Source organism: Octadecabacter temperatus (assembly GCF_001187845.1).
Classification (GTDB): domain Bacteria; phylum Pseudomonadota; class Alphaproteobacteria; order Rhodobacterales; family Rhodobacteraceae; genus Octadecabacter; species Octadecabacter temperatus.
In genome coordinates, this window is record NZ_CP012160.1 from 2,044,662 (window position 1) to 2,057,116 (window position 12,455).

At 54.7% G+C, this 12,455-nt stretch carries 10 protein-coding genes; 5 read left to right on the forward strand and 5 right to left on the reverse strand.

Annotation, left to right across the window (positions count from 1 at the left end; genetic code table 11):
* Nucleotides 1–21 precede the first annotated feature (21 nt).
* On the forward strand, nt 22–1,179 hold the full coding sequence (nagA, locus tag OSB_RS10315; protein WP_049834923.1) for an N-acetylglucosamine-6-phosphate deacetylase: 1,158 nt from the start codon (nt 22–24) through the stop codon (nt 1,177–1,179).
* Here nagA and OSB_RS10320 read toward each other — a convergent pair.
* Genes OSB_RS10320 through OSB_RS10340 form a run of 5 tightly spaced genes read right to left on the reverse strand, consistent with a single transcriptional unit; the run spans nt 1,176 to nt 6,623 of the window.
* Complete coding sequence (locus tag OSB_RS10320) at nt 1,176–2,156, reverse strand: glycosyltransferase (protein WP_049834924.1); 981 nt, start codon at nt 2,154–2,156, stop codon at nt 1,176–1,178. The genes nagA and OSB_RS10320 overlap by 4 nt on opposite strands.
* The gene (locus OSB_RS10325) at nt 2,153–3,385 is read right to left on the reverse strand and encodes a glycosyltransferase (RefSeq protein ID WP_158454115.1); all 1,233 of its coding nucleotides are present in this window, start codon (nt 3,383–3,385) and stop codon (nt 2,153–2,155) included. Before OSB_RS10325 ends, OSB_RS10320 begins: the two co-directional genes overlap by 4 nt.
* A complete protein-coding gene (locus tag OSB_RS10330; RefSeq protein ID WP_082166453.1) occupies nt 3,382–4,698 on the reverse strand; it encodes a glycosyltransferase in 1,317 nt (438 codons plus the stop codon). Before OSB_RS10330 ends, OSB_RS10325 begins: the two co-directional genes overlap by 4 nt.
* Before the next feature lie 48 nt (nt 4,699–4,746).
* Nucleotides 4,747–5,415, reverse strand: coding sequence for an ABC transporter ATP-binding protein (locus OSB_RS10335; RefSeq protein WP_049834927.1), 669 nt, complete (start codon nt 5,413–5,415; stop codon nt 4,747–4,749).
* 8 nt (nt 5,416–5,423) lie between these two features.
* Nucleotides 5,424–6,623, reverse strand: a complete 1,200-nt coding sequence (locus tag OSB_RS10340) for a KpsE/RkpR family capsule polysaccharide export protein (protein WP_234967373.1) — start codon at nt 6,621–6,623, stop codon at nt 5,424–5,426.
* 92 nt (nt 6,624–6,715) lie between these two features.
* On the opposite strand from OSB_RS10340, the gene OSB_RS10345 reads away from it, so the two are divergent.
* The 4 genes from OSB_RS10345 to OSB_RS10360 all read left to right on the forward strand — a co-directional run bounded on the left by OSB_RS10345 (nt 6,716) and on the right by OSB_RS10360 (nt 12,453).
* A complete protein-coding gene (locus tag OSB_RS10345; protein WP_082166454.1) occupies nt 6,716–7,543 on the forward strand; it encodes an ABC transporter permease in 828 nt (275 codons plus the stop codon).
* Nucleotides 7,544–7,673: 130 nt separating this feature from the next.
* A complete protein-coding gene (locus OSB_RS10350; RefSeq protein WP_049834928.1) occupies nt 7,674–10,886 on the forward strand; it encodes a glycosyltransferase in 3,213 nt (1,070 codons plus the stop codon).
* A gap of 4 nt (nt 10,887–10,890) precedes the next feature.
* A complete protein-coding gene (locus OSB_RS10355; protein ID WP_049834929.1) occupies nt 10,891–11,628 on the forward strand; it encodes a sulfotransferase family 2 domain-containing protein in 738 nt (245 codons plus the stop codon).
* Nucleotides 11,629–11,634: 6 nt separating this feature from the next.
* Complete coding sequence (locus OSB_RS10360) at nt 11,635–12,453, forward strand: sulfotransferase family protein (protein ID WP_049834930.1); 819 nt, start codon at nt 11,635–11,637, stop codon at nt 12,451–12,453.
* Nucleotides 12,454–12,455 lie beyond the last annotated feature (2 nt).

The window sequence follows — 12,455 nt, forward strand, 5'->3', positions numbered from 1 at the left end:
GCATTCGAGAGGAGCGACGCCATGCCGACCCTACTGACCCCGTCGACCGTCACCAAAGCCTATATCGGCGCGGCAATACATGACGGGGAAACCCTGCACGCGGATCACGCTTTGGCTCTGTTAAAGCACGGGGTATTTGACGTTGTTCCTGTTGCTGCGCTGCCCAACGATTGTCCCCTCGAAAAACTAGATGGCGGCATAATCACACCTGCATTCGTCGACCTGCAGGTTAATGGCGGTGGCGGCGTGATGTTCAATGATGACCAATCTGTGGACACGTTGCGCACCATTGCCGCGGCCCATGCCCAGACAGGAACCGGCGCGATTTTACCCACGCTGATCACCGACACCCCTGCCCGAACCTCAGCCGCAATCGACGCGGTCGAACACGCAATTCAGCAAGGAGTGCCCGGTATTGCCGGCATCCACCTTGAAGGCCCGCATCTTTGCGTGGCTCGCAAAGGTGCCCATGACCCAGCACTTATCCGGCCAATGACGGATGATGACCTGTCAGTTCTGCTAGACGCGGCGACGCGAATTTCCAACATCATAGTCACCGTTGCCCCCGAAAACGTTACGCTGACGCAAATCAAAGCAATGTCGCAGGCCGGTATCGTTGTTTCCCTGGGCCACACCGATGCTGATACGAACACGTGCCATGCCGCATTTGATGCTGGCGCGCGTTGTGTCACCCACCTGTTCAACGCCATGAGCCAGCTCGGAAGCCGCGAACCCGGGCTTGTTGGCGCGACGCTCGCACGCCCTGAAATTTTTGCGGGGCTCATTGCCGATGGCATCCATGTTCACCCCGAAACTATTTCCATCGCGCTGACCTCAAAACCAGAACGCATGTTCTTGGTGACCGACGCTATGTCGACCGTTGACTCCAAGATCGCGTCCTTCACCCTCAACGGGCGCGAAATTTTTCGCAGTGAGAACCGTTTGACGCTGGCTGATGGCACACTCGCAGGAGCTGACCTAAACATGCCAAAGGCCCTATCCGTGATGGTCAACGATGCGAAAGACGCCATTGAAAGAACAGTCATGCGTGCAACATCAACACCCGCGCAATTGCTGCGGGATGCGGGGTCTTTGGGCCGTTTGGGAACTGGTGCGAAGATGGCTGTGTACCTTGCGAAAGACGCAACATCCGCATCGGTCTTACGTGTCCAAACCTAAAGGCGACCGAACAACGCCGCGAGCCACATAACACCGCCAGCGGCCGACCTTTGACGATAAATACCAGAGCGGCGCAACTGGAACAATCTTCGCCACAAAGATGCCTCTCGCGCTTGCGTGAATGTTCGTAAGCGCTGTTGGTTCTGCGGGGTCATTTGGCCTGAGATCGCCGTCAAACAATCGATATTTCGATCCGTCCACCCAGCCCAAACACCCTGCCAAATCAGCTTGACGCGGCGCAATCGCGAACGCCAACAGTCATTCGCGCCAAGCACGTTGTTGCTGTGCTGGCGATACAACAGAACGGGTTGTTCATCACAAATCACCTGTCCGCCCACAGCTGTGATGAGCTGGTAAAGCCACCAATCGTGAATGACCGGCGTGGGCGTATCCGCAATAACCGAAGCCACCAACTGCGTGGCGGCGCTATTCAAAACGATCGTGTTTCCGCTGGCTATATTCTGAACCAGTGCATTTGCAAAACTGGGACCGCGACGGCGCATCGGGGACAGTCGCATTCGACCAAGGCGATTATCGGCAATCAAGGTACGGGCGCAATAAAGCGCCGGAGTATCTGGGGAAATTTTGTTCAATTGCTCAACTGCGCGCGCCAGCTTATCGGGCAACCAGACGTCATCTTGGTCCGCCAGCGCCCAGATCTCTCCAGCTGGAGCGGCGGACATAAGGGCCATGAAATTCGCGGCCACACCAAGCGCTGGTCCGTCAAGCACAACTGGTTTCTTAACGCAGGCATTCAAAATTTCGCGGCTCTGATCCTCGCCTGCTTTGGGCGCATCAATACCAGCCCATAAGGCCCAGTTCGGATAGGTTTGCGTCGTGAAACTCGACAATTGTTGCGGCAGGTACTTTTCGCCCTGATGCACTGCCATCAATATATGGACGCAGGCAGAACTATTGCCTGCGGTACCAACAAAGGTGCTGTGTTCTTTGTGAAGATCGTTTGGGCGCAACATCATGATGCGCCCTCAAGTACATCTTGAAGGATGTTTTCGAATGCCGCCGCTTGCGCTTGAAACCCTGTCACGGCCCGTGGCGTTACGGTCTTTGGGTGCTGTTCAAGCGCTTTGACCAAGGCGCTTAACAGCACGTCAGACGATGCACCAATTGGAATGAGGTCACTTTGACTTAAAGCCCCATGTTCCACGCTCCCCCCACTGTCTGTTTGAATGACACCAACGCCCCGTGCCAATGCTTCACGCACCGCCAACCCGAACGTTTCCTTCCACTGGGACATGAACAACAAAACATCAATTTCAGAATAAAACGCGTCCATTTCTGACTGATCAAAACGTGGGTAAACCTCCCAGTCTCCCGGAAGGTCATCAAACCGCTCGCCCTTCCACCAATCACCCTCGGCAGAGGCATCTACCAGTAGTACGCGGAAGTCATCACGTTCAAAGGATTTGAACGCAGCACGTATTAGCGGCCAACCCTTGATTTGGGATGGTCCGCCAACAAACCCGAACGTTAGCCGTGGATCTCGTTCTCGGCGGGCCGCTTGCTTTGCTTCAAAATCAGGCTCAGGCAGGTGAACGCCATTTTCCCAAATGACACTGCGGCCCGCTGCAAAGCCGGATGATACGTACAGATCGTGGGCAAATTTACTTGGGTAAGTCACACGCTCTGGTATGCGCGAGATGTCTTGCAAATAGGTAAATCGCGATTGCGCTGCGTCAAAATCCGAAACGCAGCCGCGACACGCGTCAATCTTGATCGGGTTTTGTCCGCAGTACGTCCTATCAGGCTTAATCATGAATTGCCGTTCACAAAGCCACCAAAAATCATGCACGCTTAGAATGCTTGGAATGCCACGCGCCTGCGCTGCCCTAAGAACCCCGCCGCCGATGTCCTGAATACAGTGGGCGTGAACAACATCGGGCCGCAGATCATCCATCAGTTCCTCGATAAGGCGGGTCACATGTGGGTTGTTATAAAGCTCTTTATAGGTGCGGTTAGACGGAACATTGATAACAAAGTTCTGGATGCCATCCCGTTCGGATTTGACCATCGTGTAATTGGCCAACCCGCTGTGGCAACACAATGACACGGCGGTGATCTGATATTCGAACGCGGCGCTTTTTGTCGCCAATAAGGCTTTCGCGACTTCCTCTGCGACAACCGTCGCGCCCCCGTATGTGAAGGGTGCAAAAAACACGTTTGCCAAAAGGATATGGCATTTAGTCAAGACACCATCCAATCCAGTATTTCTGTGTCGATGATATTGGGATTAGCTGCGCCAACCCATTTAGCCTCGAGGTTGTTGCGTGCCGCGAGACCAATCGCGCGTGTGGTTTCACGCGCACCTTCATAGCGTCGCAACGCCGTGAGCCATTCAGATTGGTTCTTAGCGACAAACCCCGTTTTGCCCTGTTCAATCAACGATGGCAGGTCCCCAACGGGTGAAACGATTGAGGGCACCCCGACCGATGCGGCATCGATCAAACGCACTGCGCTTTTGCAGCGGTTAAACATGTCATCACACAGCGGCATCACGGCGCAATCGGTTTGCGCAAGTTCACCTAAATACGCCTCATATGTCGTGAACGGTTTCACCTCAGCCTTTTCGCGCAACCCCTTCGGGAGCAGGTCGAGGTTGAAATGCCCCAGCAACACCAATCGGCGGCTGTCACTCTCGGCCATGAACGCCTCTAACGGGTCGTAAATACTGGCAAGGTCGATTTCGTGGCCCTGCGATCCACTGGCGAAACCAACGCGAAAAATACCGTCCTGCGCTTCGCGCCCTTCCATCGCCGAAGCACCCGCGTTTAGGGTCGCCTCATCCGCAAAGTTGCGACGGACATGAACAGGACGTTTGGTAAACAGACGCGCGTGATCCGCAAGCTTGGGCGTGGAAACAGAGATCAAATCCGCGCCGTTCATCATCGCCAAATACTTCGGCGCTTCACTCAGGAAATGCGCTTTCAATCCGGGATCAAGCGCGCCCATATTGCCATAGGTTTCATAGGCCGAAATCGAGAACAACGGATCGTCGATATCATACATAATTGGTAAACCAAGGCGTCGGGCCTCATAGCGGATCATATCGGTCACGGGAGAGGATTTGAGGCGGTACTCAATCACATGGGTCGCACGGGTCAAAAGCCGCGTGACGCGCGGCAGGTCTTGGTAATGCGCGAAGTCGCAAGCCACACCTTGGCTTTCCCAAAACTGCGCCAGTTGCTCAACACGATACTTGCGGCACTGCGGCAAATTCAGATCACCAATGATGGAGACAAATGGTTTGTTTCCTTTATGTGGGGGCGCGGGATGAAACGCGCTTCCCTGCGCCAGTTGCTGCCAGATGCTTTGCAGGTATTCCTCGGGCGCGACGTCGTCCTTTCCCCCTGCTTGCAGCGCACTGCGACCTTCGCCGCGCCAAAGCATACCGACGTAGATACGAGCCTTTCGCAAGGCAACACCAAGCCCTTCATGACGCGCAGCCATGAGGAAGCGTTGGACCAAGGTGGGTCGGAATATCTGAGCGAGCAAACGTGTCATAGGTCTACATTCTCAAATGCGGCAAAAGTGTTAACATTTGATTTACTGTCAGGTGGTCACGGGACGTTTCAGGGTCTCTTCGTGATGGGTTAAAGCGGCATCAACGTCGTTGTAAAAATGCAATGCGCCATCTTCTAACACCGCCCCCATATCGCAAATACACCTCACCATTGGGGGCGAATGGCTCACGACGATCGCGCCAGAGGTTTCACGTCGTTTATCAAACATCCGAATGCTTTTCTGGCGAAACGCGCCGTCGCCAACGGACGTCACTTCATCCACCAAATATGTATCGAACGGGATCGCCATCGAGACACCAAAAGACAGCCGTGATCGCATGCCCGCGGAATAGGTTCGAAACGGCATGTCAAAATGCTCGCCCAGTTCAGCAAAGTCTTTCACGAAATGCACAAGGTCATCCGTGTCAGCACCATAAAGGCGTGCAACGAAACGGGCGTTTTGGCGGCCGGTTAAATCAGCGTGAAACGAACCCGCAAAGCCGACCGGATAAGACACGGTCCCCGTTGACAACACCTGTCCAAAATCGGGCCTTATCGTTCCAGCGATAAGTTTCAGTAGCGTGCTTTTGCCGGTGCCGTTTCGCCCCAGCAGAGCCACGCTCGCCCCTGTCGGAAAAATAACGTTGAGGTCTTTGACAATCATCTTACGCCCACCACGGGTCGCAAAACTTTTTGTGAGACGGTCAAGCTGGATCATAGTGCGCCTCAGCTACGATCGCGAAGGCTGTAAAACACGAGGCACAAAACGCACCATGTCAGCGTGCAGAACAATGCGATCAATAAGATGAATTTCAAACGTTCCGGATACTGCGCCTTTTGCGCTAAGGTCGGCTGAACATGGGCGGCCAGATACCGGCTTTGCCGACGGGCTTCTGCTTGGGCACCGTCAAAGGAGGCGAGCGCAGTTGTGTAGGCCACTTCCGCGAATTCGCGATCCACAATCAGCCCCTCGTATTCGCCGACCAAATCGGCGAACACCACGCCGCCCTCGCCTTCATTTCCAAGGCCCAGTTTCTGTCGTTCTGCATCGATCCGGTTTTGAATAACCTCAACGCGGCGGTTGGCCTGCGCAATCCGCGCATCGCCCGCGCTTGTGGTATCACGCAGCAGGTCCCCCTCGACCAAGGCATCTGCGAGTTGCTGTTGCAATGTCACAAGCACACCCATCTGGTTTTGCGTATCAATGGTCGGGTCAACGATCTGAGTGCGGTTGCGAAACAACGTCAACGCCTGCCGCGCAGTCCTCAGCCGAGCAAGCGAAGTCTCTAAATCCTCACGTGCATATCCCACCGCGTCTTCACGTGCTAAGGCGGATAGATTGTTAATCATCGCTGTGCTTTCCGCGAGAACAGCGACCGCAATCGCGCGTGCATCTTCGGGGTTGAAGGCAAGAAACCGCATCTCAATCAGCTGGGTCCCGCTGTCATAAATGATGTCGACTTTCCGGTCCCAATGCCGGTGTAAATCCTCGATGGTTCCGCTTGGATCATAGGCAAATACGGGGTCCTGATCGGTGGACACTTTGCCCCAGATATTCGCTAAATTCACCTGTTCATTAACCTTCGCCACAAGCTCTTGGCTGTTGAGGTAAACGTACAGAATGTCCGTATCAGATGAACTGGAACCGGAGAGATCAGTAATTCCTCCCAGCAGTTCAATCGGGGAACTTTGCTCCTCCGAGCGGACAGAAAACGCGATTTTGGACGCGTATTGGTCTGCCGCCATTCCCCAAAGATAGTAAGCACTGACCGCAATCGGGACGAGCACGATCCAGATCAGCGACAGGATCAAAAACACATGCCGACGCTTGCGCCGCGCGGGGCCGAAGGTGGGCGGTATTGGTGTTGATTCTGGGGCCGATTTTAGGGCCTCCCTCGCAGGTGCGTCTTGGTTGCTGTCCGACATTAACACTTCTTCAATCAATGAGCGTTCATACTTATGACCGAAGCGTTAACCAAAAGTTATTAACGAGCATTAAACCTCAGGAGACGGGTCAGATGGGTTTCGCCACGCGCCCCGCGGTATCGCAAACCCCGCCTGCACCTTTGCGGCGGCTTCGCGCCCCCTTTGCAACGCCGCGTGCTATCATCGCCCTCATCTTGCGCGAAATATCGACGACCTATGGGCGATCTCCTGGTGGGTACCTTTGGGCGATCCTTGAACCCGCGGCGGGCATCGCACTTCTTACAGTCATCTTTTCGATCGGATTTCGCGCGCCGCCTCTTGGCGTGGACTTTGCGTTCTTTTACGCAACCGGTTTGCTCCCGTTTCTGATGTATTCAGATGTTTCAGCGAAGCTGGGCCAAACGATCCAATACAGCCGCGCCTTGCTGGAATACCCGCGCGTGACGTTTGTAGATGCACTGATTGCGCGGATGGCGCTGAATACGCTGACGCAATTGATCGTGCATTGCATCGTGTTGGGGTTCATTCTTTGGTTCAGCGCGCCCGACACGGCAATCGATTTCCCCAAAATCCTAACCGCCTATGCGATGATCATCGTGCTGAGCGCGGGCGTCGGGACGTTGAACAGTTTCCTCACCCTGTCCTTTCCGATCTGGGCGACCGCTTGGGCTGTGTTGAACCGCCCCTTGTTCTTGGCGTCATGTTTGTTCTTTTTGTTCGAGGTCGTCCCACAGCCCTACCGGGATATCCTCTGGTACAATCCACTGGTTCATATCGTGGGCATGATGCGGGACGGGTACTACCCATACTACCAACCAACATACGTCTCCGTTGCGTATCCAATCGCCTTGGGGCTCGGTCTGCTAGTGGTCGGTTTGTTTTTGCTCAACCGTTATCACCGCGACATTCTTCAGCGCTGATCTCTCGCCTGCAACCCACCAAAAATTAATGTCCCTTTTACGGTTTATTAACCTCCCTTCGCGCAAATGAGAGGGCGTTAACTCTTTTGTGCCGTGATTACGCGCACTTGGCTGTAAGAAAGTAACCTAGATGATCCCTCGCGTTAATTTACCCCTCGCAAAACCGGACGACAGTTCTGCAATAATCGTGAACGGATCCGTCTATGCAGCCGTGTCCGAAGTGCAGGCAAAATCGCGGGTTGAGGTTTCGGTTGGCGCAATCACTGCGCCGCTCAACCCAAGCAGCAACAACCCGCTGCGAACCTATGCGATGGACGCAGATATTGTGTTGGATGTAGATCATCTGGCCGCCGCCATTTCGTCGGACCCGAAGGAAAAGTCCCCCGGCGAAATCTACTCGGTCTGGGTAAACCATCTGACGGACTGGGTGTTGGCCGGCGCGCAAACCGTGCAACTGATGATGACAGATCGCGACACGCCCAGCCGGATTGAGATTGAGCGCACCATAAACATTGAAGCCACCACCGCCGGTATGGTGTTTGAAACTTGGCTGGCGCAGCATCGTGGCCGCGCCAACCTTTTGGTGCATTTCACCTGCTCACAAACCCAACGCACGACGTCCCACTCGATCAGTTTTGACCCCACCTTTCAGGGTGGAATTGCGCGTGAGAATTACCAACATGTACGCATTCCGCTCCCTGAGGGTTTTGATGCTGGGCAAGTCTGGCTTGCAGTTGATTACCTAGGGTACGTTCCTGATGGTCACGATGTTGAACCGTTTTTCTTCTTGGCGGACACACGCGTAAGCGTCCCGTCAATCCCGTCAACGTCCTTGGTTGACCCGATCCGCATCGGTAAACCCGGTGAAGAACGCACCAAGGTTTGGATGGAGGGCGACATCCCATGTCACGTTATGAACGGCGACGAAATCAGGCTCTCAATCGGCGGTAACGAGCAGATCTTACTGAACATCACGCCCCCAATTTTGACCCTGAAAGAAGACTACGGCCACACGCTGGTCATTGCATCGGATCAAGCGATAGAACTGCTGTTGCTCATCGACGGCGAACCTATTGAACAGGTCAACTTCGGGACCAGTCATAACGTTGTACGCCTTCCATCCAAGTATCTGACAGGCACGACGCGGCACCTGTGCTTCAAGGATCGTTCAGGCTCGATCACCTATTGGGAAACGCAACACCTCGCCCCTGCGATCATCACGCCTGCCGACGTGTTGCAGCGCGAAGCCGCCGCGCCCTTCCCCTCAACCGTCTTTGCACAAACGCCGCGCCGCTACGCAAGCCTGAAGGCCCATATGGAAAACGCCGACGCGTCGGTGGATATGGCGCAGGTTGCTTACGCGATGTCGGTGCTTGAGGGCGGTCATGACAACGTCAAACTCAAACCGCTGACGTTCGCGCAGCCCGATGCACCCAAAGTGACGGTCGTAATTCCCGCGCACAACAAGGTCGAGGTGACCTACCTCGCGCTGTGTTCGCTGTTGGTGGCCCATAACCATGCCAGCTTTGAAGTTATCGTAGTTGATGACGCATCAACCGATGAAACCCGCCACCTTGAAGACATCGTCAGCGGTATCACGGTGCTGCACAACGACACCGCCCAACGCTTCATCCGATCGTGCAATCAAGGTGCGGCAGAGGCCAAAGGGGACTTCATCGCGCTGCTGAACAATGACGTCGAAGTCACATCTGGCTGGCTCGATGAACTTCTCAACGCATTTGATCGGTTCGACAATGTCGGGCTGGCAGGTTCAAAACTGCTCTATCCGGACGGCGCATTACAGGACGCTGGCGGGATCGTTTGGGGAACTGGCAACCCGTGGAACTATGGCAACCGCCAAAACCCCGAAGACCCGCGCTTCAGCTATGCCCGCCAAACGGACTACCTTTGTGGTGCCGCGATGATGGTTCCTGCCGATCTGTGGCGCGCGCTTGATGGGTTCTCATCTTACATGGAGCCGATGTATTTTGAGGACACCGATTTCGCCTTTAAGGTCCGTGAAGCCGGCTACAGCACATGGTTCGTCCCCTCCTCGGTCGTATATCATTTCGAAGGCATGACATCTGGCACAGACGTCACGACAGGCTTCAAGAAATACCAAGAAGTGAACCGCCCGAAATTCAAACGCCGCTGGGCCAAGGACTTTGCCAAGTTCGGCAAGGAAGGCTGCACACCTGACCTTGAAAAAGACCGTGGGATTGTCGGGCGGGTATTGTTCATCGACTATTCAACGCCGCGCCCCGACCAAGACGCAGGGTCCTACGCGGCGTTGCAGGAAATCCGTTTGGTGCAGTCGCTTGGCTATAAAGTTAGCTTTCTTCCCTCCAACATGGCGCATCTTGGCAGCTACACCGAAGAGTTACAAAAGATGGGCGTTGAGATGATCTACGCGCCCTTCTACCTCAGCCAATCGGAATACCTCGCGCAGCACGCTGTTGATTTTGATGCCTTCTACATCACCCGCTATTACGTGGCCCGTGATGTATTAAGCCAGCTGCGCAAACTCGCCCCAGAAGCGCGTGTGTTGTTCAATAACGCTGACCTGCATTTCCTGCGCGAAATCCGCGCGGCACAGTCCGAAAACGACGAAACCATGCTCGAGAAGGCCCGCCAAACCCGCACGGATGAGATGGAGATCATCAACAATGTCGATGTGGTGTTGTCGTATAACGACGTCGAACATTCGGTCATTCAGGCTTACTCGGATGGTGCGGCGAAAGTTGTGAAATGCCCGTGGGTTGTCGATGTGCCCGAGATGCGCACGCCCCTAAGCAAGCGGCGCGGCTTGTCTTTCCTTGGCAGCTTTCGCCACCATCCCAACGGCGAGGGTGTTTCGTGGTTCATCCGCGACATTTTACCCGCAGCGATTCATGCAACGCCCAGTCCCGTTGATCTGTCCATTTATGGTGCCGCCATGACGGACGACATCAAAGCGCTGGCCAGCGATGCGGTTAACCCGATTGGCTTCGTAGAGAACATTCGCGACGCCTATGATAACCACCGCATCTTTGTCGCCCCACTGCGCTCTGGCGCCGGAATTAAAGGCAAGGTGCTGAGCGCCCTCGCCCATGGTATTCCCTGCGTTTTGTCCCCTACCGCGGCCGAAGGGATTGGCCTGCGCAATGGCCATGATTGCTTTATCGTGAACACACCGTCCGAGTGGGCAAACGCAATCGCACGGCTAACCGAGGACGACGATCTTTGGCACGCGATTTCGGCCAATGCGCAAGCCTATATGTGGGATGCATTTTCATTCAACCAAGGTCGCGCGCAGATGCGATCCGCGTTTGAGGCCGCTGATCTCTACAACACCGTCGACTGATTTTATGAACCCGACAACGTCCCCCACACGCACCGTCATGCTGCACTACCATCTGTTCAAGAACGCCGGCACCTCTCTTGACCAAATCCTAAAACGGAACTTTCCAGACAGTTGGGTCACAGCAGAATTTGACACAAGTAACGGGTCCAATACCGCAGCGGTCGAGAAGTGGATCACCCAAAACCCGACGGCCAGCGCGTTCTCATCCCACACAATCGTCGGGCCGCTTCCGTCTATCGAGGGCGTTCAAATTATCCCCGTTATGCTGCTACGCGATCCCGTTGCACGTATCCGCTCGGCCTATCAATTTGAACGCAATCAGACCTCTGACAGCTGGGGCGCGCAACTCGCCAAGCAAAACGATTTTGGTGGCTACGTTCGCGCACGACTTGCCCGCGCAAAAGACCGGCAGTGCCGTAACTTTCAAACCGGCCGCCTCGCCGCATTTTGCCCAAGCAATCAACCCGAACTCATGCGCGCGTTTGATGGCATTCGCTTGATAAATACGTCTGGCGTTATCGGCCTTGTGTCGAACTTTGATGCGGCAATGAAATTGATTTCCAAACGGCTAAGCACATTAGCCCCGAACTTCAATTGGAGCCCAGCCCGCGCGAATTCGTCCAAATCTGACAACACGCCCATTTCGCCAGAACTGACCCAATTGCTGCGCGAAAAGAACTCCGATGACCTCGTGGTTTTGCGCACTTTGCGTGACCTGCTGGTTGCGCAGAAAGGCGGATAAAACACTATGGCTAAAACAGATCCCCCCACTTCTCCGCCCGACAGCTTAACCTTGCTGATCGGGGCACCACGCAGCGGCACCACTTTGATTGGCAATGCGTTCATGTCGCACTCCACTGTCTGCGGCATTCATGAACCGTATCAACGCGTGCGCAAAGACGGATATGAAACGACCAACCTTGCCGCATTTCAAAACGACTATGATTTAGATTTCGCCAAAACGCCCAATCTGGCAATGAAGGAAACGACGACCCGTTTGCGCAATGTTGAATTATCATTGGGGCTTGCCCAGAACGCTCAGCAAAATGGCATCTACACCGGTCTGGTCCTAATCCTACGGTGTCCGTTTGAGGCCTTCTTGTCTCAAGTCGAGGCCTCCCGTGAACATTGGGAAGAAAAGAAGCTCACCGAAATCACCGAGGATAATGTTGCACATTTTTTTACACGGCAGCGCGCGGCGATCCGGCTGATTTGCGAAAACGCACGGCGGTTTCATTTCCGGATTGCAAGCTATGATCGCTTTTGTGCCGCGCCGGAAACCGAGATTGCGCGACTTATGGCGCTTATACCGGTTTCGCTCGAACCGCATCAAAAAGCCCTCATGCCTGATGAAACGATTGTCGGCGCTGCTGATCCAAAGTTTGCGAGTTCGCACGGGGGGGTTAAGAAGACCGATCGCGCAACGGCGGTGGAGCAGTTGATTGAAACGTACCAACATTTGCCATCCGTAAAGTTCGCGGTGGCGCAACGGGCGTTGATTGCGCTGAACCCAAAGAAAATGACCGACATCGAAAAACTCGACGCGCTAACCGCGCTCGCGCTTTGAAG

Bases quoted from the DNA above. Each gene is read 5' to 3' on its own strand.
- OSB_RS10355 (WP_049834929.1), top strand. From the start codon at position 10,891: ATGAACCCGACAACGTCCCCCACACGCACCGTCATGCTGCACTACCAT.
- OSB_RS10340 (WP_234967373.1), bottom strand. From the start codon at position 6,623: ATGTCGGACAGCAACCAAGACGCACCTGCGAGGGAGGCCCTAAAATCG.
- OSB_RS10335 (WP_049834927.1), bottom strand. From the start codon at position 5,415: ATGATCCAGCTTGACCGTCTCACAAAAAGTTTTGCGACCCGTGGTGGG.
- OSB_RS10360 (WP_049834930.1), top strand. From the start codon at position 11,635: ATGGCTAAAACAGATCCCCCCACTTCTCCGCCCGACAGCTTAACCTTG.
- OSB_RS10320 (WP_049834924.1), bottom strand. From the start codon at position 2,156: ATGATGTTGCGCCCAAACGATCTTCACAAAGAACACAGCACCTTTGTT.
- OSB_RS10330 (WP_082166453.1), bottom strand. From the start codon at position 4,698: ATGACACGTTTGCTCGCTCAGATATTCCGACCCACCTTGGTCCAACGC.
- OSB_RS10350 (WP_049834928.1), top strand. From the start codon at position 7,674: ATGATCCCTCGCGTTAATTTACCCCTCGCAAAACCGGACGACAGTTCT.
- nagA (WP_049834923.1), top strand. From the start codon at position 22: ATGCCGACCCTACTGACCCCGTCGACCGTCACCAAAGCCTATATCGGC.
- OSB_RS10345 (WP_082166454.1), top strand. From the start codon at position 6,716: ATGGGTTTCGCCACGCGCCCCGCGGTATCGCAAACCCCGCCTGCACCT.